Origin of the sequence: Pseudonocardia sp. Ae150A_Ps1 (assembly GCF_001932315.1) — a bacterium.
Classification (GTDB): Bacteria; Actinomycetota; Actinomycetes; order Mycobacteriales; family Pseudonocardiaceae; genus Pseudonocardia.
In genome coordinates this window covers 1,931,811-1,954,814 of the sequence record NZ_MCIJ01000001.1, presented here as the reverse complement: position 1 = coordinate 1,954,814, position 23,004 = coordinate 1,931,811, and the positions used below count along the sequence as shown (strand labels likewise).

Here is a 23,004-nt window from a genome sequence, read left to right as displayed (position 1 = left end):
GAAATGAGCGACTCGACTCTGCGACGGACCGACCTTCGTCTCCGGGGCCTCGCCCTGCTGGTGGTCGTCGGTCTCCTCTTCTGGCTCACGATCGCGATGTACCAGCAGGCGTTCAAGACGACCGTGGACATCACCCTCGAGGCCGACCGCAGCGGCCTGCAGATGCAGGCCGGGAACCTCGTCAAGATGCGCAACGTCGACGTCGGGCGGGTCTCGGACGTCGCCCTGGGGCCCGACGGGAACACCGCGGTCCTGACGCTCGCGATGGAGCCCGGCCTCGTGCAGCAGATCCCCGGCAACCCGGAGATCAACCTCTTCCAGCTGACCGCGTTCGGCAACAAGTACGTCAGCATGTCCGACCCGGCTCAGCCGGCAGGGTCGCTCGGTGCGGGGCAGGTGCTGCGTGCCGACCACGTCAGTGCCGAGGCGAACGAGGTCCTCGCGAGCCTGGAGCGGGTGGTCACCACCGTCCAGCCGGCGAAGCTCGCCTCGACACTCGGCGCGCTGTCGGAGGCTCTCCGTGGTCAGGGCGACCGGCTCGGGCAGACGCTCGACACCTCGTCCTCGTATCTCGCGAAGATCAACAACGACCTTCCGACCCTCCAGCGTGATCTCCAGCTGACCGGGGAGGTCGCCGACATCTACGGCGACGTCGCACCCGATCTCATGAACATCCTGCGGAACGTGACCGTCACCGGCAACACCGTGGTCGAGAAGCAGCAGCAGCTGAACCAGACCCTGGTCCAGCTGACGACCCTCGGAGACACGGTCGGGGACACGCTCGCCGTGAACGGCGACGGCATCGTGACCATGCTCGACACCCTGCGGCCCACCACCTCGCTGCTGGCGCGCTACTCGCCGATGTTCACCTGCTGGATCCAGGGCGTCGACGAGGCCTACAAGCGTCTGCGGGCACCGGTCGGAGGGTCGGTCGGCGGAGCTGCGACCTACACGACGGTCCAGCCGGGGGACGACCCCTACTCGGCAGCCGAGCCGAGCGAGGTCAGTGCCGACAGCGGCCCGGACTGCCACGGCCTGCCCTTCATCGGCCCCGAGGAGATCCCGCGTCCCGCGGACAAGAACGACCCGACGGCGGATCTCGACGCCACCGACAACCGGCTGCAGACCGGCGATCCGACGCTGATCACGCAGCTGTTCGGTCCGCTGTCGGGCACCGGCCCCGGTCCGCTCGACGCCCTCGTCGGTGCCCCGGACCCCGCGGACGACGCACCCGCACCCGGCACCGACGACGACCCCGCCGACGCTCCGGCACAGGAGGGTGGCCGATGAGTACCTCGAAGGCGCTGAGCGTGCGCCGACCCTTGATCAACATCATCATCTTCTTCGGCGCGACGCTGACGGTGCTGATCCTGCTGTTCATGCAGTTCGGCGCGGTACGACTGATCAGCACGACCGACTACGACGCCGTGTTCGCGAACTCCTCCGGTCTGAAGGACGGGGAGTCCGTGCGTATCGCGGGCGTCGAGGTCGGGAAGGTCAGGTCGGTCGAGATCTCCGACGGCACCCAGGCCCGGGTCGGCTTCGACGTCGACTCCGACAAACCGCTGACCGGTGGTACCCGGGCGACGATCCGCTACGCGAACCTCACCGGCGACCGGTTCCTGGAGCTCAGCGACGGCCCCGGCCCGACGGAGCGACTCGTCGAGGACGACACCATTCCCGTCGAGCGGACACAGCCTGCTCTCGACATCGACGTCCTCCTCCAGGGCTTCACCCCGCTCATGCAGGGACTGTCTCCCGATCAGATCAACCAGTTCGCCAACGAAGTGGTCACGGTGCTGCAGGGACAGGGCGGGACCGTGGAGTCGCTGTTCACCAGCACCTCCGCACTGACCCACGCACTCGCGGACCGTGACCAGGTCATCGGCGAGGTCGGCGAGGTCGTCGACAATCTCAACACCGTCCTCGGGACCCTCAACTCGAAGGGCGACCAGGTCACCGACACGGTCGTCAACCTGCAGAAACTGGTCTCCGGGCTCTCCGCCGACCGCCAGCGGATCGGTGGCTCGCTCGAGCACGTGGACGCGCTCACGACCAGCGTCGCCGGCCTGCTGATCGACGGGCGGCCCCGCTCAAGGGGACCCTGGAGCAGCTCGGCCGCACGGCCGGACAGCTCGACGAGGGACGCGACACCGTCGACGAGGTGCTGAAGACGTTGCCGGGTGCCTACTACGCCATGCATCGAGCGGGTTCGCACGGAAGCTACTTCAACTTCTATCTGTGCACCGTTCGCCTGAAGCTGACCGGCCCCGACGGTGATCCGTTCTTCACCCCCTACTTCGGGCCGAACTCCCAGATCGACCGGTGCAAGGACAACCCATGAATCTCCGTTTCAGCGAGAAGAACCCCGTCGTCATCGGCGTGGTCGGGGTGGTGGTCCTCGTCGCGCTCGTGCTCGGCTCGCTCGCCGCCACGTCCCTGCCCTTCGTGGGTGGCACCGTCTACGAGGCCGAGTTCACCGAGGCCGGTGGACTGGATGCCGGTGACAAGGTGCGCGTCGCCGGTGTCGAGGCGGGCGAGATCCGCGATGTCGCTCTCGACGGGGCGAAGGTGGTGGTCTCGTTCACCCTCAAGGACCTGACGCCCGGTGACGCGACCCGTGCTGCCATCAAGACACAGACCCTGCTCGGACAGCGATACCTCGACATCCAGTCGAGTGGGCAGCAGGAGATGTCCAGCGGAGACCTCATCCCGCTCGAACGGACGACCGCGCCCTACAGCGTCAGCGAGGGCATCGAGGACGTGACCCGCACGGTGGGCGACGTCGACCTGCCGAAGGTGTCCGAGGCGCTGGACACCGTGTCGACCACGTTCCGTGACACCCCGGACGACGTCACGGCCACGCTCGACGGTCTGACCCGGATCTCGGAGACGATCAGCTCGCGCGACAAGGCACTCCTCGACCTGCTCAACAACGCCGAGGGCACGACCTCGATCCTGCGCGACCGCTCCGCGGAACTGACCACCATCCTGCGCGACGGCAACGCCCTTCTCGAGGAGCTCGAGTCCCGCCGCGAGGTGATCCGCCGCCTGCTGGCGAACGCCGAGACCGTGTTCGTCCAGGTCCGGGGGCTCATCGACGACAACCGCGAGCAGATCGGACCGGTCCTCGACCGGACCAACAAGGTCCTCACACTGCTGCGGGAGAACGAGGGAAACCTGACCTCCGCGATCGAGCGGCTCGGGCCGTTCGCCCGTTCGCCCGGCGAGATCATCTCTTCCGGCCCGTTCTTCGGCGCGCACATCCAGAACCTGAACCTGGGCAACGTGGTCCCGCTCGAGTCCTATCTCGGCTCCCTGACCGAGAACGCCCCGCCGCTCGGGCCCGGAGTGGAGGACGAACCTCCCGTGAACGAGGGATCGCCGCTGACGGGCCTGCTCGGACAAGGAGGAAACTGATGGCCGCCACGAACGGTCTCCTGGGACGACGGCTGGTGCCGGTCCTGGCCGTCGCGATCGTCATCGCACTGATCGCCGCGGTCGCGGTTCTCCTCCTCTCGGGAGGGACCCGGTCGGGCACTGCCTATTTCGCATCGGTCAAGAACCTCTACGCCGGGGACACCGTGCGGATCCTCGGGGTGAAGGTCGGAACGATCGACGCGGTGGTGCCCGAGGGCGACAAGGTCCGTGTGGACTTCAGCTATGACTCCGAGCATCCGGTCCCGGCCGACGCAGGCGCCGCGATCGTGTCCCCGACACTGGTCAGCACCCGGTTCCTCCAGCTCGCACCTGCCTACTCCGGTGGCCCCGAGCTCGCCGACGGAGCAGTGATCCCGATCGAGAAGACCGCGTCGCCGATGGAGTTCGACGACCTCAAGTCCCAGCTGTCACGGCTGTCCACGGAGCTGGGACCGGATGGAGCGAACGCGGACGGGTCGCTGTCGCGGGCCCTCGACGTGACCGCCCAGAACGCCCAAGGTCAGGGGGGACGTTTCCGCAACCTGCTCACCCAGCTGTCGGGCGCGGTCGACACCCTGTCCCAGGGACGGGGGGATCTGTTCGGGACGGTCCGGAACCTCCAGGTCTTCGTCTCGGCCCTGAGCACCAGCCAGGACCAGATCGTCGAGTTCAACCAGCGTCTGTCGTCGGTGTCGGAGATCCTCGAGTCCAACCGCACGCAGCTCTCGCGGGCACTGACCGAGTTCGACACCCTCGCCGGCGAGGTCCAGACCTTCGTCGCGGAGAACCGGGGGCAGATCGGCCAGACGGTCGATCAGGCGGGCCAGGTCTCGCGGGCCCTGGCGGAGCAGCGCGACGAGATCGCGCTGGCACTGCACGTCGCCGGACCCGCGGTGCAGAACTTCTACAACACCTATGCCGTGGGCGGGAATGCGGTGACCGGCTATCTCAACGTGCCCAACCTGCGCAACCCGGGGCAGTTCGCCTGCTCGGGCATCGCATCGGCGGCGGCGTCGAGCCCCGAGGAGGCGACGAACGCGTGCCAGACCTACCTCGGCCTGCTCGCACAGATGCTTGCCGTCCAGCAGCCCCCGGTCGGACTGAACCCGCTGACCCGCCGAGGTGGCGGGGTCGCACCCTCGACCGTTCCGAACGACACCACGGGGACACCCCCTGCGTCTCCGGAACAGGCAGGGACCCCCATCCCCGGCCAGGGCGGGAACGGCGCCGTGCCGGACCTCGGAGGCCTGCTCACGCCTGGTGGTGGGCGATGAACGTTCGCGGACGGACCGGCCGGCGGGTCGTCGCCGGCATCGCGTTGGTCGCCGGTCTACTCGCGACGACCGGATGTGACTACCGGGGGATCAACTCGTTCCGCCTCCCCGGAACGGTCGGGGCCGGCGACGGGGCCTACACGGTCTCGATCGAGATGCGCGACGTCACGAACATCGTGCAGAACGCGCCGGTGCGGGTCGGTGACATGCCGGTCGGCACCGTCGCCGGCGTCGACGTCAACGGCTGGAACGCCGTCGTCACGGTGAACCTGCGCGACGACGTGGTGCTCCCCGGGAACGCGACAGCCCGTGCCGGCCAGACCAGCCTGCTCGGCGCCAAGCACATCGAACTGTCGGCACCGACCGACACCCCGGCGCAGGGCAGGCTCGCCGACGGTGCCGTGATCCCCCTCGATCGCACCGGAGCGTTCCCGGCGACCGAGGACGTCCTCGCCTCGACGGCGCTGCTCCTCAACGGTGGTGGTCTCGAGCAGGTCAAGTCGATCACCGCGGAGGTCAACCGAGCACTCGGAGGGCGGGAGGACTCCGCGCGCTCGGCGCTGGAGAACCTCGCCACCTTCACGGAAGGGCTCAACGAGCAGAAGGCGGACATCATCACCGCCATCGAGGGGCTGAACCGCTTCGCCGGCACGGTGGCGCGCGAGCGGGCCACCCTCGAGGGCGCTCTCGACAGCCTGCCGCCCGCGCTGCGCACTCTGGAACAAGAGCGCGGGCAGCTCGTCACGACGCTGGAGAGCCTCGGCCGCTTCGGCGACGTCGCCTCCGACGTCATCAACCGCAGCAAGGACGACCTGGTCGGCAACCTGAACGACCTGCAGCCGTCGTTGCGCGCTCTCGCCGACTCGGGGGAGTCCCTGACGAACTCGCTGCGGCTGCTCCCGACAGTGGTCTTCCCGCTCGACACCGTGCACAACACCTTCCGGGGCGACTACGTCAGCCTCTACGCGACGATCGACCTCACGCTCGGCACGCTCGACCGGACCTGGCTGGCCGGCACGCCGGCGGAAGGGTCTCTCGTCACGCTCGAGGAGAACCTGAAAGCCGGTCGAGGGGTGAGTGGTCAGGTCACCGACCCGCTGCGTCAGCCGCTCGGGCTGCCGGGAGCGGAAGGGGGTCTCCCGTTGCCGGGTGCTCAGCCCGCTCCGGGCGCCGTTCCTGAGCCCGCTGCCCCGTCCGGCGGCGCCCCGGCACAGCCCGACAGCCCGGCCACCCCGCCTCCGGCCGGACCCGAACCGGAGGAGAACTCCGACTCCGGCCTGGTCGGATCACTTCTCGGCGGAGGAGACTCATGATCACCCGGTTCGTGAAGATCCAGCTCGTGGTCTTCACCGTCATCTCGTTGCTCGCGATCTGCACGGTCGTGTTCGGCTACGCGAAGGTCCCCACCCTGCTCGGCTACGGGAGGATGTCGATCTCGGCGGACTTCCCCGACGGTGCCGGGCTCTATCCCAACGCCAACGTCACCTACCGCGGCGCGAAGGTCGGGACCGTGACCGGGCTCGCTCTCGGCGAGGGGGGTGGCGTGACTGCGACGATGTCGGTCGACGAGTCGGCGGACATCCCCGCGGACACGACGGCGGAGATCCACAGCGTCTCGGCGATCGGCGAGCAGTACATCGACCTCGTCCCACCGGCGGCCGGCGGGCCCGTGCTGGCGGCCGGTGCTCGGATCCCGATGGACAAGACGTCGGTCCCGCAGCAGATCGCCCCGGTACTGGACCAGACCAACCGTCTGCTCGACTCCGTTCCCCAGGACGACCTGCGGACCGTGGTCGACGAGTTCCACACCGCTTTCCAGGGCAGCGGTCCTGAGCTCCGCCGGATCCTCGACGGTGTGAACTCGCTGGTCGGTGAGGCCGACGCCAACTACGAGCCGACCCGGCAACTGCTGAACGAGGTCGGCCCGCTGCTCGAGACCCAGACGGCGACCAGCGGAGAGATCCGCAACTGGACCCGTGACCTCGCGTTGTTCAGCGACACCCTGCGGGAGAGCGATCCGGCTCTGCGCAACGTCGTCGACAAGGTGCCCGGCGCGGCGGCAGAGGTCACCCAGCTGTTCAAGGACCTCCAGCCGACGCTGCCGATCCTCCTCGCCAACCTCACGACGGTGAACGAGGTACTGGCGACCTACAACCCGTCGCTCGAGCAGATCCTGGTGATCTACCCGAAGATCACGGCGATGGAGCAGTCCGTCACCGACCCCCGGCTCGACGGGCTGATCGGCCTCAACCTGAAGCTCAACGTCAACAACTCGCCCCAGTGCACCGAGGGTTACCAGCCCTACGGCAGCCCGGAAGGTCCGCGGCAGCCCTTCGACCTCTCGGGCGCTCCCACGGCGACGGACAGCTACTGCCAGCTGCCCCAGGACGACCCGGGTGTCGCCCGGGGCGCACGCAATCTGCCGTGCATCGAGGGTGTGCCCGGACGCCGGGCCGCCAGCCCCGAGGAATGCCGTGGCGACAACGGCTTCACGCCGACCGGCACGGCCCCGCCCGTCGCGGGTGTGCCCGGCGGCGCCGTCGTCACGGCCCCCTACGACCCCGCCTCGGGCCAGGTGCTCGGCGCCGACGAACCCCTGTTCGTCGTCGGCGGATCCGGCCAGGCGACGGACGGAAAGGAACGGACATGGGAAGACCTGATGCGCGAGCCGGTGACCCCGTGACGGACACCGGACACGAGCCCACCGCCGACGCTCCGGCCGATGTCCCGGAGCCGGAGTCCGACCAGGCGACGACCGCCGGCGCGGTACGCCGGATCCTCCCGGCCGCAGTGGTCGGCGTGCTGGCGCTGGCATTGCTCGCCACCGCGGTGGTGTTCGGGGTCCGGTGGATCGGCGACCTGAACCGCGACTCCCTGCGCGACGAGGTCCTGCAGGCCGGCCGCCAGGCCGCGGTCAACCTCACGACGATCCACCACGAATCGGCCGAGGCCGACGTCGCGCGGCTGATGGACAGCTCGACCGGCGACTTCGGAGCCCAGTTCGGGCAGAACCAGCAGGCCTTCGTCGACATCGTGAAGCAGGCCAAGGTCGACACGACCGGCGAAGTCGTCGACGCGGCGATCGACCGGGCCGACGACCGGTCGGCATCGGTCCTGGTCGCCATCCGGTCCCAGGTCACCAACGCCGCCACCGCGGAGCCACAGCAGCGGGACTACCGGATGGCCGTGGACCTCGAACTGGCACCGGACGGCCGCTGGATGTCCTCCGGGGTGGAGTTCGTCCCGTGAGCCGGCGCACCGACCTGGAACGACGCGACGAGGAGGTAACCGTGCAGGTGGATCAGGCCCGGCGTGAGACCGAATCAGACGACACCGGTACCGCGGCGTCCTCTGCCGGCGCTTCACCGGAGCACGCCGACACGGACACGACGAGGCGATCGGTGCTTCGTCGTCGAGGCAAGCGCGACAAGCGATCCGAACCGGAGGGTCCGTCGCGGCTCTCTTCCCTGCCGGCGCGCCTGAAGCGCGGGAGCACGGCCGTCCGGACCCGGACGGAGCACCTGCTGCGTACCCGTCGCCGTCGGGTGGTCGCGGCGATCCTGCTGCTGGTGGTGCTCGCGGGCGCGGCCGGTGGCCTCTGGTGGGCGGGTGAGCGCGCCGCGGCAGCGGAGACCGCCCGTGCAGAGGCGCTGGAAGCCGCTCGCGGTGACGTGGTGGCGCTGCTCTCGTACGACTTCCGGACGGTCGAGCAGTCGCTTCCGGCGGCCGCCGAGAACCTGACGGGGCCGTTCCACGACGACTACACGAAGCTGGCCCAGGACGTCGTGATCCCCGCTGCGAAGGAGCAGCAGACGACCACCTCGACGGCGGTCAGCCGGGCCGGAGTGATCTCGGCAGGCCCCGACGACGTCACCGCCCTGATGTTCCTCAACCAGACCACCACCACCGGGGCAGACCCGAATCCGAAGCTGTCCGGCAGCCGGATCCGTGTCGAGCTCGAGCGTGTCGACGGAGACTGGCGGATCTCTGCGCTCACGCCCCTCTGAACACCTCGACCGGTCCGACCTGCTGGGCCCGGTCCGCTGACGTGGCGGACCGGGCCCAGCAGCATGTCGGCGGAACGGTCGTTCACCACGTCCTTGATATTTATGAGACGGCGCGACGTGAATCTCCGTCACGGGCCGGGTTTCCGACCGGCGGCGAGGGAGCCGCCGACGCGGCCGGGTGCGTGTTCTCCGCGGACCGCGCACCGTGCTCCAGGAGGGATTTCCACCGATGGCCGTCTTCGCCAGTTCCGACGACCTCTACAAGGTCTTCGCGCCCTACTTCGAGAAGCTCGCGGCCGATCCGCAGATCGGTCCGAAGTTCGTGTCGGCGAACACTGCGTTCCGGGTGAACTACTCGGAGCCGGAGGCCAGCTTCGCGCTCGATGCGCGCCAGGACCCACCGCGCGTCCTCTCGGGGGACGAGGCGGCTGCCCACGACGTCGAGGTCGAGCTGGCGATGTCCGCCGACGAGGGCCATCGCTTCTGGCTCGGCAAGGTCAACATGCCGGTCGCCCTGGCTCGTCGCAAGGTCGTCGTGACCGGGCCGATCGCGAAGCTGCTGGGGATCCTCCCCGCGCTCCAGCCCGCGTTCGCGATCTACCGGGACCACCTCGCCGAGGTCGGTCACGGCGAGCCTGCCTGATCGACAACCATCCTGTTCCGAAGGAGCCCGCTGTGAAGATCACCGTCGACTTCGCACTCTGCGAGTCCCATGGGGACTGCGTCGTCGCCGCCCCGGACGTCTTCGACCTGGGCGAGGAGGACGAGGTGGTCCGCCTCCTGGAGGAGGACCCCGACGAGAGCCGTCGCACCGCCGTCGAGCACGCAGCTCGGATGTGCCCGGTCGCGGCGATCCAGATCGAGGACTGAGGGTGGACAGGATCGTCGTCGGTGCCGGGCTCGCCGGGCATCGTGCCGCCACCGGGCTCCGGGCCGCCGGCTACGCGGGGCGGCTCACGATGGTCGGCGACGAGGTGCATCGCCCCTACGATCGGCCACCGCTGTCCAAGCAGGTACTCGCCGGTGCTGTCGACACCGAGCGGCTCTTCTTCCCCGTCGACGATCTCGATGTCGACTGGGCGCTCGGTTCATCGGCGACCTCGCTCGATCCGAGCACACGCACCGTGGGCCTCGCCGACGGCAGCGAGCTCGGGTACGACGGGCTCGTCATCGCAACAGGGCGCCGGGCTCGACCGTGGCCCGGTCCCGTGCCCGGTGGCGTGCACGTGCTGAGGTCGCTCGACGACGCGGCTGCGGTGCGACGCGCGGCCGAGACCTGCGGCCGTGCGGTCATCATCGGCGCCGGCTTCGTCGGGTGCGAAGTCGCTGCGACGCTGAGAGGCCATGACGTTCCGGTCACCGTGGTGGACGTCGCAGAGCGGCCGATGGCCGTCCTCGGACCCGACGCCGGCCGGATCGCGACCGATCTCCATCTCGCCGACGGCGTCGATTTCCGGCTCGGCTCGGGGGTCGCCGACATCGAGGGCGACCCGGTCGTGACGGGCGTCCGGCTCTCCGACGGAGAGCTGCTCCCCGCCGATCTCGTGCTCGTGGCGACCGGGTCGCTCCCCAACTCGGAATGGCTCACCGACTCGGGACTGGCCCTGTCCGCCGGGTCCGTTCTCTGTGACGAGCGTTGTCTCGCGCTCGGCGAGGACGGAGTGGTCCGCTCCGATGTGGTCGTCGCCGGTGACGTCGCCGCACGTCCCCAGCCGTACGGCGAGCCCGCCTGCATCGAACACTGGAGCAACGCGCGCGACACGGGTGATGCGGCGCGGAACCTGCTCGCGACGCCCGATGCGCCCGCGGTACCGGTCGCGGGCGTGCCGTCGGTGTGGTCCGACCAGTACGACACGAAGATCAAGACGGCCGGTCACCTGCGCGCCGCGACAGAGTTCGTGGTCGTCGAGGAGGACCCGGACCGGCCTGCTCTGGTCGTCGAGGCCCGCCGCGACGGCATCGTCGTCGGTGCCGTGGTCTTCAACCGCAACCGCACGATCATCGGCTACCAGCGCTCGCTGGCCGCGCCGCCGGCGGCTGCCTGAGCCCGTAGTCCCTCCCGTTCGCCCTGACGTCGAGGAAGAGGAATCCATGACCCGCACACGTCCCGCCATCAGCGTGCTCGACGCCGATACCTACGCCGACGGCGACCCGACCACCTACGGTCTCCCGCTCGATCAGTACCGCTACCTCCGCGAGGAGGAGCCGGTGTACCTGCAGCGGTTCGACGACCCGCTGCTGATCGACGAAGTCCACATCGTGACCCGCAACGAGGACATCGTGCGGGTCGACCGCGACGCCGAGACGTTCGCGGCCGACCGTGGCTACGTCAACATCTGGAAGGTCAACCCGATCGACCCGCAGTTCGGCGGATCGCCGGCCATGCTCAGCCAGGACGGTGCCGATCACCGCAGGCACCGCACCGTGATCAGCCGGGGTTTCACACCCAAGGTCGTCACGAAGCTCGAGGAGAAGTTCCGGCAGTACGCACGGACGATCGTCGACAACGCGCTGGAGAAGGGGACCTTCGACTTCGTCACCGAGGTCGCCCACACCATGCCGATGGAGGCACTCGGCGACGTACTCGGAGTGCCGCCGGCCGACCGCGCGCAGTTCTTCGCCTGGGTCGACAAGTTCGCGGCACCGTTCGACACGCGGATCACACCCTCGTTCGAGATGGTGATGGAGGCGATCGGCGGGCTGATGGTCTACGCCACGGACCTCGCCGAGCAGAAGACCAAGTGCCCCATGGACGACGTCGTCTCGAAGATCGTCACCGCGAGCAAGGACGAGACCCTCTCCGAAGAGGAGATGATGGGCAACGTCGTCCTGCTCGCCAGCGGCGCGGCGGAGAGCATGCGCTCGGCGCTCGCTCACGGGATGCACGAGCTGATGCGCAACCCGGAGCAGATGGCGTGGCTGCGTGATCGTGCCGACGACGTCCCCTCCACGGCGATCCAGGAGATCTGTCGGATCTCGACACCGTTCCTGCACTTCGTCCGGACCGCCACGACCGATGTGGAGATGCACGGCACGGTGATCAGGGAGGACGAGCGGGTCGCGATGCTGCTCGGCGCCGGAAACTTCGATCCGGAGGTCATCCCGGACCCGGACACGTTCGACCTGAGCCGCGACCCGAACATGCACGTGGCCTTCGGTCGCGGATCCCACACCTGCCTCGGCAAGCACGTCGCCGCACTCGAGATGAAGATCCTGTTCGAGGAGCTGTTGCAGCGCACCAAGGACATCCGGCCCGCCGGTGACATCGCCTACGTGCGTGACGTGTTCGCCCGGGGCGTGTACACCCTGCCGGTCACGGTGACGCCCGCATGAGCGCGCGGGAGACCGTCGAGTCGTTCTACCTGGCCGTGGGCGCAGGCGATGCCGATGCCATCGCCACCATCGTCGACGGGTCGTTCACGACCGACGTCGTGTTGTCGCTCCCACGCTCGTTGCCCTACGGCGGTGAGATCAGCGGCGCACACCGGCTGCGTCGCATGTTCGTGGGAGGCGCCTCCGCGGCCACACCCGTCGGGCCGTCAGGTGTGCGACTCACCGAGCTGACCGACGGAGGCTCGGCGATCGCGGCGGAGGTCGTGTTCGACTACTACCCGCCCGGAGGCGGTGACCCCGTTCCGTCCGGTGCCTGCGAGATCTGGACCTTCGACAGCGCCGGTGGCGTCGTCGCGATCCGCGGCTACTACCGGGACACCGCCGAGCTGGCCGGCCACTGACCGTAGTCCGGTGGCTGGGCCGACGAGGTTCCGGCCACCTGGCCGGAGCCGGAACAGGAGTACGCACATGAGCAGGACCGCAGTGATCGTCGACGCCGTACGGTCACCGATGGGCAAGGGCAGGGCGCCGAAGGACGGCCGGCCGGGTGGATCGCTCTCGTCGCTGCACCCCGCGGAGTTGCTCGGCCAGGTGCTTCGCGCGCTGGTCGACCGGACCGGCGTCGACCCCGGTGAGGTCGAGGACGTCGTCACGGGCTGTGTCAGCCAGGTGGCCGAGCAGTCCGGCCCCATCGGGCGCTGGGCCTGGCTCGGTGCCGGACTGCCGGAACACGTTCCGTCGGTCGCCGTGCACCGGGCGTGCGGGTCCTCGCAGCAGGCGGTGGACTTCGCGGCCCAGGCGGTCATCGCGGGAGCGCACGACGTCGTCGTGGCCTGCGGCGTCGAATCCATGAGCCGGGTACCGATGTTCACGTCCCGCATGGGCGCCGATCCGTTCGGCCCGTCGGCCACCGAGCGCTACGCCCCCGGCTTCGTGCCGCAGGGGGTGTCCGCGGAGCTCATCGCGACTCGTTTCGGCCTGGATCGTGCGGATCTCGACGAGTACTCCGCGCGCTCGCACGAGCGCGCGTCCGCGGCCGACTTCAGCCGGGAGATCATTCCGGTGACCCTGCCCGACGGCACGGTCGTCGACACCGACGAGACCGTGCGGGCGGGTACGACCGCCGAGAAGCTCGGAGCGCTGAACCCGTCGTTCCGCAGCGACGAGATGGCCGAGCGGTTCCCCGAGATCGGCTGGCACGTCACGCCCGGCAACTCGTCGCAGCTCACGGACGGTGCGGCGGCGGTACTGGTGATGAGCGAGGAGCGCGCGGAGCAGCTGGACCTGACGCCACGGGCGCGTGTCCACACGTTCGGCCTCGCATCCGACGACCCGATCACCATGCTCACCGGACCGCTCCCCGCGACGGAGAAGGTCCTGAAGCGGACCGGACTCACCATCGGGGACTTCGACCACGTCGAGGTCAACGAGGCGTTCGCACCCGTGCCGCTGGCCTGGATCTCCCATTTCGGCGCCGACCCGTCCCGGGTGAATCCGCGGGGAGGTGCGATCGCCCTGGGCCATCCGCTGGGGGCCTCCGGCGCCCGGCTCCTGACTTCGATGATCAACGGTCTCGAGGAGACCGGTGGTCGCTACGGCCTGCAGACGATGTGCGAGGCCGGCGGGATGGCGAACGCCACCGTCGTCGAGCGCATCTGAGCCGCTCCCACCGAGAAAGAGGACAGACAGATGGACGTCAACGGCATCTCAGCACTCGTGACAGGGGGCGCGTCCGGGCTCGGTCTGGCCACCGTCCGCCGGCTGCTCGACGCCGGTGCGAGCTCCGTGGTGATCGTCGACCTGCCGTCGTCCGACGGCGCCGTCGTCGCGAAGGAGCTCGGCGAGCGGGTCGCCTTCGCCGAGGCCGACGTGCGCGATCCCGACCAGGTCTCGGCGGCCGTCGACCTCGCCGCCGAGCGCGGACCACTGCGGGTGCTCGTGCACTGCGCCGGTCGCGGCGGCGCGGTCCGGCTGGTGAACCGCGACGGATCCGCCGGTTCGCTCGAGACCTACAGCGACGTCGTGAGCATCAACCTCATCGGGACCTTCAACGTCCTGAGGCTCGCCGCCGCCGCGATGAACAGGAACGAGCTGAGCGCCGACGGGGACCGCGGTGTCTGCGTACTCACCGCCTCGGTGGCGGCGTACGAGGGTCAGATCGGCCAGATCCCGTACGCCTCGGCGAAGTCGGGGGTGGTCGGGATGACCATCGTCGCTGCTCGTGACCTCGCGGGTAAGGGGATCCGGGTCAACACCATCGCTCCGGGAACCTTCGACACGCCACTGCTGGCGCGCCTGTCGGACGAGGTCCGCGGCTCGCTCGCGGCCACCGTGCCCCACCCGAGCCGGCTGGGTGACCCGGACGAGTACGCCAAGCTCGCGATGTCGATCGTGGACAACGGCATGCTGAACGGCGAGACGATCCGGCTCGACGGTGCGATCCGGATGTCTCCGCGATGAGCGTCCGTCTCGACGTCGCGGACGGGGTCGCGACACTCGTCCTGGACCGGCCCGAGGTGCGCAACGCCGTCGATCGGCCGGCGGCCGAGGCCATCTCGGCGGCTCTCGACGAGATCGACGTACGGCCGGACGTCTCGGTGGCGGTACTGACCGGAGCAGGCGGAATCTTCTCGGCAGGGATGGACCTCAAGGCGTTCGCCGCGACGAAGGAACGTTCGATCTCCGAGCAGCGCGGGGGATTCGGGATCGTCGAGCGTCCGCCGGCGAAGCCGCTCATCGCGGCGGTCGAGGGCAAGGCCCTCGGTGGCGGGTTCGAGATCGCCCTGGCCTGCGACCTGATCGTCGCCGCGGACGACGCCTGGTTCGGGCTGCCGGAGGTGAAACGTGGTCTGGTCGCCGCGGCGGGTGGGGTACTCCGACTTCCCCGGCGGATTCCGCGCAACGTCGCGATGGAGCTCGTCCTGACCGGGGCACCCATCACCGCCGGACAGGGACACGACCTGGGCCTGGTCAACCGGATCGCCCCGGCGGGCGAGGCGCTGAAGGTGGCGCGTGAGCTCGCCGGCGAGATCGCCGGGAACGCGCCCCTCGCCCTGCGGGCGGCCAAGACACTGGTCGACGCGTCGGCCGACTGGCCGGCGGAGGAGGCGTTCACACGCCAGTCCCCACACACCGATCTCGTCCGCAGCTCGGAGGACGCCGCCGAGGGCGCGAAGGCATTCGTGGAGAAGCGCCGTCCTGTCTGGACCGGCCGCTGATGACGCCGGGAGGCACGTCGATGTTCGACCTGACGGATGAGCAGCGTGAGCTCAAGGAACTCGCGGCACGGCTCGGTGCCGACCTCTACGCCCCGCGGGCCCGCGAGTGGGACACAGCTCGCGCGCACCTCCCGGAGGTAGAACGCCGGCGGCTGGGTGAGCTCGGCCTGCTCGCACTGACCCTCCCGGAGGAGTTCGGTGGCGGGGGCCGTCCGCTCACCGACGCGCTGGTCGTCCTCGAGGAGCTGGCGAAGGCCAGCCCGGTGGCGGCGTGGCCCGTGTTCGAAGCCTCGACCGGACCGGCCCGGGTCATCGACTTGTTCGGCTCGGACGAGCAACGGAAGCGCATCCTGCCGGCAGTCGCGTCGGGGGAGACGACGATCGCGGTGTCGATCTCCGAGCCCGATGCGGGATCGGCTGCCACCGACGCGACCACCACGGCCCGCATCGAGGGGGACGAGGTCGTCCTCAACGGGACCAAGCGCTGGTGTTCCGGCGCCGGCTTCTCCGAGAAGTACCTGGTCTACGTGCGGTTCGGCACGACCAAGGGCGCCAAGGGGATGGGGGCGGTCCTGGTCGACAAGGACAACCCCGGCCTGACCTTCGGCCCGCAGGAGAACCTGATGGGCTTCCGCGGGATCGGATCGGCGGACATGTTCCTGACCGACGCCCGCGTGCCCCTGGCCGACGTCATCGTCCCCGAGGGCGGTTTCGGGAAGCTGTTCACGGCGTTCTCCATCGAACGCCTCGGCAACGCCACGATGTCGCTCGCCGTAGGGCAGACCGCGCTCGACCGCACCGTCCGCTACGTCCGCGAGCGACACCAGTTCGGGCGCGAGATCTCCGAGTTCCAGATGGTCCAAGGAGCGTTGGCCGACATGGTGGCGCAGGTCGACGCGGCCCGGCTGTTGATCAGGCGGGCAGCCGACGAGGCAGGCACCGGCCATCCCGACCCGTTGTCGGCCTCCGTCGCGAAGTGCTTCACCAACGAGATGGCCAAGCGCGTCTCGGATCTGGCGATGCAGCTGCACGGCGGCTACGGCTACTCCGAGGAGTACGAGATCGAGCGTCTGCACCGGGACTCCCACGGCTGGGCCCTGGCGGGGGGGGGCACACCGGCCATGCAGAAGATCCGGATCGCATCCGAGTACCTCGGCCGTCGCTTCGACCAGCGGCCGGCCCGGCCCGCGGACTCCGCCGTCTGAACCGGACGGCGAACGGGGACCGGCCCTGCAGGGGCCGGTCCACCGGTGCAACGACGCACCACCGCCCGTCCGGGCGGTCGACACGAGAGGGAGCACGACGACGATGTCCCAGCGGATCCAAGCCGTGGTGGTGTGGTTCGCACTGGCCACCACGGCCATCTACGGCGTCTGCCTGATCTTCCTGTTCAAGATGGTTCCCCCGCCGTCGGCCGACTGGCCCGCCGAGCAGGTGGCGGCGTTCTACCGGGAGAACGCGACCGGGATCCGGGTCGGAGCGGTGATCGCGGGGTGGACCAGCGCGTTCATCATGCCGCTCGGCATCGTGTGTGCCGTACAGATCCGGCGCGTGGAGAAGGGCCGGATCCTCTCCACCCTCACGGCGTGCGGCGCGACGATCATGTCGATCTTCCTCGTGCTGCCGCCCGTGATGTGGGGTACGGCGGCGTTCACGCCGGACCGTGCGCCCGAGATCACGGCGATCATGCACGAGCTCGCGCTGCTCACACTGGTCACGACCGACCAGTACTTCCTGTTCATGTGGGTGCCGATCGCGGTGGTGTGTTTCGTCGGCAAGAAGGTGCCGCACTCGCCGTTCCCGCGGTGGTTCGGGTACCTGACCGCCTGGATCGCCCTCATGTTCGAGGCCGGTGCCATCGCCTTCCTGCCGAAGACCGGTGTCTTCTCCTGGAACGGGCTGTTCGTGTTCTGGTCCCCGCTGCTGCTGTTCGGAGTCTGGATCATCTGCGCGGGCACGCTCCTGCTGCGCAACCTGAAGCGCCAGCGTCTCGACGCAGAGGCGGCCGAGGATGCTGCAGCCGGTGTCGACCTCGACGCCGCCGAGGCGGGAGACCGGGATCCCGCAGAGCGGGATGCCGACGGGCTCCGTGCACCGTCGGCCTCGGGAGCGTGATCGGGCGATGGTGACCACCTCGGACGAGGGCCGGGTGGAGCCCGGCGCCCCCTCGGCGGGAGCCGGCCGGTGGTTGCGCGGCACCGTCCCGGGTGAGCTCGGCGGCTGGGTCGTCGTCCTCGCGGACATGACGGTGTTCGCCGTGCTCTTCGCGGTCTTCCTGGTGCAGAGAGCAGCCGATCCGACGGGGTTCGCGCAGGCGCGCGGTGAGCTGGACGTGGCCGTCGGGATGGTCAACACGATCGTCCTGCTCACCAGCTCCTTGCTGGTGGTGTACGGGGTGCACGCCTATCGCGACGCTCGTCGGGATCTCGCGGCCCGGCTCTTCGCGGGAGGAGCTGCGCTCGGCGCGGTGTTCCTCTGCGTCAAGGTGGCCGAGTGGGGCGGGAAGTTCGCCTCCGGGATCACGCCGATGAGCGGGGACTTCTTCCTCTACTTTTTCATCCTCACCGGGATCCACGCGCTGCACGTGGTCCTCGGGATCGGAGGACTGCTCGGCCTGCGGGCGCTGGCCCGGACGCGGCGTCCTCGACCGTCACACACGAAGGTCGTCGAGCTCGGCGGCATCGTCTGGCACATGGTCGACCTCCTGTGGATCATCCTGTTCCCCCTCCTCTACCTCGCTTCGTGACCGGACGGGAAGGACGTGCGATGACGGCACCGACGATGATCAGGAACCGCGAGACCGTGGTGTGGGGAGCGCTGGTCCTCGCAACGCTCGTCTCGTTCGGAGCGGGAGCGGACCACGGAGTCGCCGGCGCGACCGGCGTGGTCCTCGCGCTGGTGATCGGGTTCGTGAAGGTCCGCTACGTCGGGCTCGAGTTCATGGAGCTCCGATCGGCGCCTCCGGCGCTGCGGCTGGTGTTCGAGGCGTGGTGTGTGGGCGTCTGCGGGATGGTGGTCGTCCTCTACCTGACCGGTGGTGGCTGAGCAGGATCAGGCGTCACCGTCCGGGTTCGGCTCACGCGTCTTCTCCTGGCGGATCGCGTGCCGCGCGGCGAGCCGGCCCGGCCAGCCGGTGACACCGCCACTGGGGTGGGCCGCTGCACCGGCCAGGTACAAGCCGGTCACCGGGGTGTCGTAGCCGCCGAAGCCTCGGGCAGGACGCAGGGCTCCGAGCCGGTCGATCAGCATGTCGACGTGGAAGTATGCGCCCGCGGGAGCCGCGAACCTGTCCTCGAAGTCCGCCGGGCTGGTCACCGCCCGTCCGATTTCGTGCTCCTCGCCCCCGAGGAAACGCAACGCGGAGTGCCAGATGCCGTCGGAGTATCTGTGCTCGGCCTCCTGCCAGCCTCCGTCCGGGCGCAACGGGACGGGTGAGTGCAGGTACAGGACGTCTCCGCCTTCGGGTGCGATCGACGGGTCGGTCGCCGAGAGGATCGCCATGTAGACGGGAGGGGCGTCGACGGTGAGCCCGACCCGCGCCGCGTTCGTCAGAGCGATGTGGTCCTCGAGAGTTCCCGTCATGAGCGTGGTCCGACGGACGTCCGTGTCATCGCGACGTGCCCGGCGCGCCTCGGCGGCGGGGAAGGTCAGTCGCCCCGCGGACGCGATATCGATCTTGAACGCTGCGGGACCGGACGAGTTCGAGGACACCATCGCCAGCCGGTTGTGTTCGGCGCGGGTCAGCGCCTCCGGCGCGGTCAACCGGCCGAAGGTGATCTGGGGAGCCAGGTTCGACAGCACTGCACAGTGCGCTCCGATCACCTCGCCGCTCTCCAGCCGGACGCCCGCTGCACGGCCCTCCTCGACGAGGATCCCGGCCACCGGTGCCGACAACCGCACCTGACCCCCGTGCGATTCCAGCACGCTGCGCAGCGCTGCGACGAGCCCACTCATGCCCCCGCGAGGTCGCAGCACCCCCGGGCCGCGGTGCACGCCGGCGAATCCCAGGACGTAGGCACCGCTACCGAACGCGTCGGCCGGGCCGATCATGTTCGACCAGTACGCCCACAGGCCACGCATCGCGTCGGACTCGAACGTCTCCGAGATCCATTCGAAGGCGGTATGGGTGAGCAGCGCTCCGATCAACCTCCGGGTCGCGCGGTCCGGCCGGTGCCGAAGCAGGTGACGGCCGAGATCGCGTGGCCGCCACGCCGAGGGATGCCGGACGAACAGGACGTCGACGAGGTCCATGATCCAGTTGATCGGTCCCTGCAGCTCGTCGTAGGTGCGGGCATCGGCCGGGGAGAAGTGGCGGATCTCCTCGACCGCCCTGCTCACGTCGTGCCACAGCAGCAGCGTCTCGCCGTCGGGATCGACCCAGCCGTACGGATGGCTCAGCGGGATCGTGGCGTAGCCGTGTTCGGCGAGGCGCATCTGGCGGGCCAGCGGGGTCTGTGCCATGAACATGTCGTCCATCGCCCCCAGGCTGAGTAGATGGTCGGGTGCGTGGGGGAGATGGGGGTGACTGGGAGACAGGCCGCCGGCGATGTCGAGCCGTTCGAGTACGCAGACCGACCGTCCCTGCTCGGCCAGTGTCGCTCCTGCGGTCAGGCCGTTGTGGCCGGCGCCGATCACGAGGTAGTCGAAGGACTCCATCCGACGCTCCTCACCGCCCCGCGATGGCCGGGGCGGGGTCCGGGGCGGCGGTCGCACCCGCGGCACGCATGCGCTCGACCAGGACGGTCGCCGCCACGAGCATGGCGAACGCGAGTACCCCCGCCGCCAGGTACTGCCAGCTCAGGAACGGTCCTCGGTAGTAGAGGGCCGTGATCCCCCACCACAGCGGCACCATGCCTGCAAAGCAGCCGTACACCACGACCGACTGGGACACCGCCGAGCGTCGACGCAGGATCAACGCCGTGGCGGCGATCGGCAGCAGGAACAGGGTCATCGCGGGGGCGGCCTGGTAGAGTGGGTCGTCCCAGACGACCTTCTGCCATTCCCACAGCACGACGATCGCCGTGACTCCGCCGACGACGAGTGCCGTCCACTGTGCCCGGGTCCCGTCCGGCAGGTACTCGCGGCGGCCGACCCGGACGGCTTGGGCGAGGAAGACCAGTTCGAGCAGGAACGCGGTGAGAAGGCCGACCCAGAACAGCTTGAGGAACCAGTGGTCGTAGGTCACGAACCAGGTCTCGACGCGGACCACGACGCCGAGATCGTGGGCGAACCACAGGAAGGTGCACGGCAGGGGGATCGAGATCCAGCCTTCGCGCCGCGTCATCACCACGGCAGTGACCATCGCGATGTTCTGGAGGACCATCGCTGCGGCGAAGCCGAGCATGACCGGAAGCGTGTTGTCGTCGATGGCGTCGAGGATGGTCTGGGGTTCGTACACCGTGCAGTCCTCCGGTCGGTGCCGTGATCGGATCCGGGCCAGGTCGGGCCGAGCCGGTTACATGCCCCGGAACGACGGCTGACGCCGCTCCCGGAACGCGGTGATGCCTTCGAGAAGGTCCTGCGACCCGAGTGTGCGCTCCTCGTAGGCGAGCGAGAGGTCGACCACCTCAGCCGCCCGGCGACCGGTGACGGTGTTCAGTGCGCGCTTCGTCCCCTGCACCGCAAGTGGCGCGAGCCGGGCTATGCGCTCGGCGATCTCCCGGGCGGTCTTGTAGGCCTCCTCGGCGTTCTCGGCGAGGTCGCTGACAGCGCCGAGGGCGAACGCGGTCTCGGCGTCCAGCGGTTCCCCGGTGAGCAGATGGCGACGGGCCCGGACCATGCCGACCGCCTCGGGCCAGACCAGACACCCACCGTCGCCGGCGACGAGACCGACGTTCACGTGGGTGTCGGCGAATGTCGCACCGTGGGAGGCCACGACCGCGTCGCAGGCGAGGGCGACGGTGGCTCCGAGTCCCATGGCGGCGCCCTGTACCGCGACCACGATCGGCTGGGGCAGCCCGAGGAACGAGTCGAGGAGCCGCCGTGCGTCCCCGACGATCCGGCTCCGGACCGCGGGGTCCTGCCGTGCCTGCTCCATCAGCTCGAAATCGCCGCCGGCCGAGAACGCCTTGCCCGTGGAGGCGAGAACGACGGATCGCACCCGCGGATCCGCGGCGGTGCGCACGAGCGTGTCCGTCAGCTCGTGGTGGAGCACCTCGTCGAAGCGGTTGAGCACCTCGGGGCGGGCGAGGACGATCTCGCGGATCCCACCGTCGTGGTCCTCGACGCGAAGCGCGGTGGTCATGGTGGTGCTCCTTCTTCTCGGCCTGCGACGGCTGCGCGCAGCAGGTGCTTCTGGGCCTTCCCGGACGCGTTCCTCGGGATGGTGGCGAGGACGAGATCTCGGGGGACCTTGTAGGACGACAGCCGTGTGGCGCAGTGCTCGCGGAGTTCGTCGAGCGTCACGGTCTCCCCGGGGAGCGGATCCACGACGGCGACGACGGTCGCGCCCCACTCCGGATGCGGCCGCCCCAGCACCGCACAGTCGCCGACCGCCGGATGGCCGGCTACCGCCTGCTCGCCCTCGGCGGAGTAGACGTTCTGGCCTCCGGTGATGATCAGGTCCTTCAGCCGGTCCACGAGGACGAGAGCCCCGTCCGGATCGACCCGGAACAGGTCGCCGGTGTGCAGCCACCCGTCTCGAAGGGTCTCGGCCGTCGCCTCGGGGGCGTTCCAGTACCGCTTCATCACCGCCGGCCCGCGGAACAGCAGCTCGCCGATCTCGCCCGGCGCGGCGTCACGTCCATCGACCGTGACGATCCGGTGTTCCAGGAACGGTTGGGGCTGGTGTCCGGTCGCGTCCGGTCGTTCGCGCAGCTGGGTCGTGGTCGAGAACAGTCCGGTGGGACCGGCTTCGGTCTGACCGCAGAGCTGGCTGAACTCGACCGTGGGGAACCGCGCGAGCAGCTCGCGCAGCGCGCTTTCCGGCATCGCCGCCGCCCCGAAGACAGCCCTACGCAGCCGGGACAGGTCGCGACGCTCGATGTCGGGGTGGCGCAACAGCTGCTGGTACATCGTCGGGACACCGAGGAATGTCTGGATCTGCTCCTCGTCGAGGACCTTCAGCACTGCACCCGGTTCGAACGGCGGTCCGATGACGTGCGTGCCGCCGAGCAGGGTCACGGCGGAGAGGAAGACCACCCCACCGGAGTGGTGGAAGGGCGAGAGGTGCAGGTATCGCTCACCGTCGCTCATCCCGAGTGAGGTGACCTGCGACAGGCCGGCCCAGATCGCCCTGTCGTGGTCGACCAGGACGCCCTTCGGCCGCCCTGTCGTGCCCGAGGTGTAGGTGAGGTAGGCGTCGCCACGAGGTTCCGCGCGGTCGTCGGGTATCGGCCTCGTCGTCTCGGCGAGTGCCCCGTGGACGAGTTCCGTCAGCGACACGGAACGGACGGTGACGCCGGCCGGGAGCCGGTCGCCCCGGTCGACCACCACGAGCGACGCGTCGGAGTCCTGGAGCACCACCTCGATCTCAGGTGCTGCGAACCGCGCGTTGAGCGGCACGACGACGGCTCCGAGGAGAAGAGCGGCGTACTGGGCGATCACATGCTCGGCGCTGTTGGGTGCCAGTACGGCCAGCCGGTGCCCCGGACGCAGCCCGAGCGCTTCCAGGACACCGGCGACCTCCAAGGCCGCCTCGGCGAGGCCGGCCCAGGTGAACCGGCGGTCGCGGTCGACGATCGTCTCCCGATCGGGGACCCGCCGGGCGTTCTGGAGAAGGGTTCCACCGAGCGTGGGCATGGCGACCTCCGG

General features: G+C 69.6%; 25 protein-coding genes. 21 read left to right on the top strand and 4 right to left on the bottom strand.

Annotation, left to right across the window (positions count from 1 at the left end):
* The first annotated feature begins 3 nt into the window (after positions 1–3).
* The 21 genes from Ae150APs1_RS08880 (at position 4) to Ae150APs1_RS08785 (ending at position 18,297) form a co-directional block, all read left to right on the top strand.
* Entirely contained in the window at positions 4–1,290 is a 1,287-nt protein-coding gene (locus tag Ae150APs1_RS08880; RefSeq protein ID WP_075296887.1) for an MCE family protein, read from the top strand.
* Positions 1,287–2,171 carry an MCE family protein gene (locus Ae150APs1_RS08875; RefSeq protein WP_083680018.1) on the top strand — a complete coding sequence of 295 codons (885 nt, stop codon included), beginning with the start codon at positions 1,287–1,289 and terminating at the stop codon, positions 2,169–2,171. The genes Ae150APs1_RS08880 and Ae150APs1_RS08875 overlap by 4 nt, the downstream gene beginning before the upstream one ends.
* Complete coding sequence (locus Ae150APs1_RS30365) at positions 2,165–2,344, top strand: hypothetical protein (protein WP_083680017.1); 180 nt, start codon at positions 2,165–2,167, stop codon at positions 2,342–2,344. Before Ae150APs1_RS08875 ends, Ae150APs1_RS30365 begins: the two co-directional genes overlap by 7 nt.
* Complete coding sequence (locus Ae150APs1_RS08870; protein WP_075296886.1) at positions 2,341–3,420, top strand: MCE family protein; 1,080 nt, start codon at positions 2,341–2,343, stop codon at positions 3,418–3,420. Before Ae150APs1_RS30365 ends, Ae150APs1_RS08870 begins: the two co-directional genes overlap by 4 nt.
* The gene (locus tag Ae150APs1_RS08865; protein ID WP_075296885.1) at positions 3,420–4,694 is read left to right on the top strand and encodes an MCE family protein; all 1,275 of its coding nucleotides are present in this window, start codon (positions 3,420–3,422) and stop codon (positions 4,692–4,694) included. Before Ae150APs1_RS08870 ends, Ae150APs1_RS08865 begins: the two co-directional genes overlap by 1 nt.
* On the top strand, positions 4,691–6,007 hold the full coding sequence (locus Ae150APs1_RS08860; RefSeq protein WP_075296884.1) for an MCE family protein: 1,317 nt from the start codon (positions 4,691–4,693) through the stop codon (positions 6,005–6,007). The genes Ae150APs1_RS08865 and Ae150APs1_RS08860 overlap by 4 nt, the downstream gene beginning before the upstream one ends.
* A complete protein-coding gene (locus Ae150APs1_RS08855) occupies positions 6,004–7,377 on the top strand; it encodes an MlaD family protein (protein ID WP_083680016.1) in 1,374 nt (457 codons plus the stop codon). Before Ae150APs1_RS08860 ends, Ae150APs1_RS08855 begins: the two co-directional genes overlap by 4 nt.
* The gene (locus Ae150APs1_RS08850; RefSeq protein WP_083680015.1) at positions 7,374–7,943 is read left to right on the top strand and encodes a hypothetical protein; all 570 of its coding nucleotides are present in this window, start codon (positions 7,374–7,376) and stop codon (positions 7,941–7,943) included. The genes Ae150APs1_RS08855 and Ae150APs1_RS08850 overlap by 4 nt, the downstream gene beginning before the upstream one ends.
* Positions 7,940–8,701: a hypothetical protein gene (locus Ae150APs1_RS31085; protein ID WP_139316845.1), complete on the top strand. Its 762-nt coding sequence runs from the start codon at positions 7,940–7,942 to the stop codon at positions 8,699–8,701. The genes Ae150APs1_RS08850 and Ae150APs1_RS31085 overlap by 4 nt, the downstream gene beginning before the upstream one ends.
* Positions 8,702–8,930: 229 nt before the next feature.
* Complete coding sequence (locus Ae150APs1_RS08840; protein WP_075296883.1) at positions 8,931–9,344, top strand: hypothetical protein; 414 nt, start codon at positions 8,931–8,933, stop codon at positions 9,342–9,344.
* A gap of 32 nt (positions 9,345–9,376) precedes the next feature.
* Positions 9,377–9,571 carry a ferredoxin gene (locus Ae150APs1_RS08835; protein ID WP_075296881.1) on the top strand — a complete coding sequence of 65 codons (195 nt, stop codon included), beginning with the start codon at positions 9,377–9,379 and terminating at the stop codon, positions 9,569–9,571.
* Between the two features lie 2 nt (positions 9,572–9,573).
* On the top strand, positions 9,574–10,746 hold the full coding sequence (locus tag Ae150APs1_RS08830; protein WP_170918063.1) for an FAD-dependent oxidoreductase: 1,173 nt from the start codon (positions 9,574–9,576) through the stop codon (positions 10,744–10,746).
* 46 nt (positions 10,747–10,792) lie between these two features.
* On the top strand, positions 10,793–12,034 hold the full coding sequence (locus Ae150APs1_RS08825; protein ID WP_075296877.1) for a cytochrome P450: 1,242 nt from the start codon (positions 10,793–10,795) through the stop codon (positions 12,032–12,034).
* Entirely contained in the window at positions 12,031–12,435 is a 405-nt protein-coding gene (locus Ae150APs1_RS31960; protein WP_075296875.1) for a nuclear transport factor 2 family protein, read from the top strand. The genes Ae150APs1_RS08825 and Ae150APs1_RS31960 overlap by 4 nt, the downstream gene beginning before the upstream one ends.
* Positions 12,436–12,502: 67 nt before the next feature.
* Positions 12,503–13,693: a thiolase family protein gene (locus Ae150APs1_RS08815; protein ID WP_075296873.1), complete on the top strand. Its 1,191-nt coding sequence runs from the start codon at positions 12,503–12,505 to the stop codon at positions 13,691–13,693.
* 30 nt (positions 13,694–13,723) lie between these two features.
* Complete coding sequence (locus Ae150APs1_RS08810; RefSeq protein WP_075296871.1) at positions 13,724–14,494, top strand: SDR family NAD(P)-dependent oxidoreductase; 771 nt, start codon at positions 13,724–13,726, stop codon at positions 14,492–14,494.
* Positions 14,491–15,252, top strand: a complete 762-nt coding sequence (locus Ae150APs1_RS08805) for a crotonase/enoyl-CoA hydratase family protein (protein WP_075296869.1) — start codon at positions 14,491–14,493, stop codon at positions 15,250–15,252. The genes Ae150APs1_RS08810 and Ae150APs1_RS08805 overlap by 4 nt, the downstream gene beginning before the upstream one ends.
* A 20-nt stretch (positions 15,253–15,272) precedes the next feature.
* Entirely contained in the window at positions 15,273–16,457 is a 1,185-nt protein-coding gene (locus tag Ae150APs1_RS08800; RefSeq protein ID WP_075301874.1) for an acyl-CoA dehydrogenase family protein, read from the top strand.
* 103 nt (positions 16,458–16,560) lie between these two features.
* The gene (locus tag Ae150APs1_RS08795; protein WP_175579856.1) at positions 16,561–17,367 is read left to right on the top strand and encodes a hypothetical protein; all 807 of its coding nucleotides are present in this window, start codon (positions 16,561–16,563) and stop codon (positions 17,365–17,367) included.
* 7 nt (positions 17,368–17,374) lie between these two features.
* On the top strand, positions 17,375–17,998 hold the full coding sequence (locus tag Ae150APs1_RS08790) for a cytochrome c oxidase subunit 3 (protein ID WP_083680013.1): 624 nt from the start codon (positions 17,375–17,377) through the stop codon (positions 17,996–17,998).
* Between the two features lie 20 nt (positions 17,999–18,018).
* Positions 18,019–18,297 carry a cytochrome C oxidase subunit IV family protein gene (locus tag Ae150APs1_RS08785; RefSeq protein ID WP_075296865.1) on the top strand — a complete coding sequence of 93 codons (279 nt, stop codon included), beginning with the start codon at positions 18,019–18,021 and terminating at the stop codon, positions 18,295–18,297.
* 6 nt (positions 18,298–18,303) lie between these two features.
* On the opposite strand, the gene Ae150APs1_RS08780 is transcribed toward Ae150APs1_RS08785, so the two are convergent.
* From Ae150APs1_RS08780 to Ae150APs1_RS08765, 4 genes are read right to left on the bottom strand one after another with little or no spacing between them, the layout of a single operon-like run.
* A complete protein-coding gene (locus Ae150APs1_RS08780; RefSeq protein WP_075296863.1) occupies positions 18,304–19,908 on the bottom strand; it encodes an NAD(P)/FAD-dependent oxidoreductase in 1,605 nt (534 codons plus the stop codon).
* 10 nt (positions 19,909–19,918) lie between these two features.
* Complete coding sequence (locus Ae150APs1_RS08775) at positions 19,919–20,650, bottom strand: hypothetical protein (RefSeq protein WP_075296861.1); 732 nt, start codon at positions 20,648–20,650, stop codon at positions 19,919–19,921.
* Positions 20,651–20,707: 57 nt separating this feature from the next.
* A complete protein-coding gene (locus tag Ae150APs1_RS08770; RefSeq protein ID WP_075296859.1) occupies positions 20,708–21,496 on the bottom strand; it encodes an enoyl-CoA hydratase-related protein in 789 nt (262 codons plus the stop codon).
* Positions 21,493–22,992 carry an AMP-binding protein gene (locus Ae150APs1_RS08765; RefSeq protein ID WP_075296857.1) on the bottom strand — a complete coding sequence of 500 codons (1,500 nt, stop codon included), beginning with the start codon at positions 22,990–22,992 and terminating at the stop codon, positions 21,493–21,495. Before Ae150APs1_RS08765 ends, Ae150APs1_RS08770 begins: the two co-directional genes overlap by 4 nt.
* Positions 22,993–23,004 lie beyond the last annotated feature (12 nt).

What these genes read in the sequence shown, in the direction of transcription:
- Ae150APs1_RS08840 (WP_075296883.1), top strand. Translation starts at nt 8,931, where the DNA reads ATGGCCGTCTTCGCCAGTTCCGACGACCTCTACAAGGTCTTCGCGCCC.
- Ae150APs1_RS08790 (WP_083680013.1), top strand. Translation starts at nt 17,375, where the DNA reads ATGGTGACCACCTCGGACGAGGGCCGGGTGGAGCCCGGCGCCCCCTCG.
- Ae150APs1_RS08870 (WP_075296886.1), top strand. Translation starts at nt 2,341, where the DNA reads ATGAATCTCCGTTTCAGCGAGAAGAACCCCGTCGTCATCGGCGTGGTC.
- Ae150APs1_RS08795 (WP_175579856.1), top strand. Translation starts at nt 16,561, where the DNA reads ATGTCCCAGCGGATCCAAGCCGTGGTGGTGTGGTTCGCACTGGCCACC.
- Ae150APs1_RS31960 (WP_075296875.1), top strand. Translation starts at nt 12,031, where the DNA reads ATGAGCGCGCGGGAGACCGTCGAGTCGTTCTACCTGGCCGTGGGCGCA.
- Ae150APs1_RS08855 (WP_083680016.1), top strand. Translation starts at nt 6,004, where the DNA reads ATGATCACCCGGTTCGTGAAGATCCAGCTCGTGGTCTTCACCGTCATC.
- Ae150APs1_RS08875 (WP_083680018.1), top strand. Translation starts at nt 1,287, where the DNA reads ATGAGTACCTCGAAGGCGCTGAGCGTGCGCCGACCCTTGATCAACATC.
- Ae150APs1_RS08810 (WP_075296871.1), top strand. Translation starts at nt 13,724, where the DNA reads ATGGACGTCAACGGCATCTCAGCACTCGTGACAGGGGGCGCGTCCGGG.
- Ae150APs1_RS08785 (WP_075296865.1), top strand. Translation starts at nt 18,019, where the DNA reads ATGACGGCACCGACGATGATCAGGAACCGCGAGACCGTGGTGTGGGGA.
- Ae150APs1_RS08765 (WP_075296857.1), bottom strand. Translation starts at nt 22,992, where the DNA reads ATGCCCACGCTCGGTGGAACCCTTCTCCAGAACGCCCGGCGGGTCCCC.
- Ae150APs1_RS08815 (WP_075296873.1), top strand. Translation starts at nt 12,503, where the DNA reads ATGAGCAGGACCGCAGTGATCGTCGACGCCGTACGGTCACCGATGGGC.
- Ae150APs1_RS08770 (WP_075296859.1), bottom strand. Translation starts at nt 21,496, where the DNA reads ATGACCACCGCGCTTCGCGTCGAGGACCACGACGGTGGGATCCGCGAG.
- Ae150APs1_RS08865 (WP_075296885.1), top strand. Translation starts at nt 3,420, where the DNA reads ATGGCCGCCACGAACGGTCTCCTGGGACGACGGCTGGTGCCGGTCCTG.
- Ae150APs1_RS08825 (WP_075296877.1), top strand. Translation starts at nt 10,793, where the DNA reads ATGACCCGCACACGTCCCGCCATCAGCGTGCTCGACGCCGATACCTAC.
- Ae150APs1_RS08860 (WP_075296884.1), top strand. Translation starts at nt 4,691, where the DNA reads ATGAACGTTCGCGGACGGACCGGCCGGCGGGTCGTCGCCGGCATCGCG.
- Ae150APs1_RS08800 (WP_075301874.1), top strand. Translation starts at nt 15,273, where the DNA reads ATGTTCGACCTGACGGATGAGCAGCGTGAGCTCAAGGAACTCGCGGCA.
- Ae150APs1_RS08880 (WP_075296887.1), top strand. Translation starts at nt 4, where the DNA reads ATGAGCGACTCGACTCTGCGACGGACCGACCTTCGTCTCCGGGGCCTC.
- Ae150APs1_RS08805 (WP_075296869.1), top strand. Translation starts at nt 14,491, where the DNA reads ATGAGCGTCCGTCTCGACGTCGCGGACGGGGTCGCGACACTCGTCCTG.
- Ae150APs1_RS08780 (WP_075296863.1), bottom strand. Translation starts at nt 19,908, where the DNA reads ATGGAGTCCTTCGACTACCTCGTGATCGGCGCCGGCCACAACGGCCTG.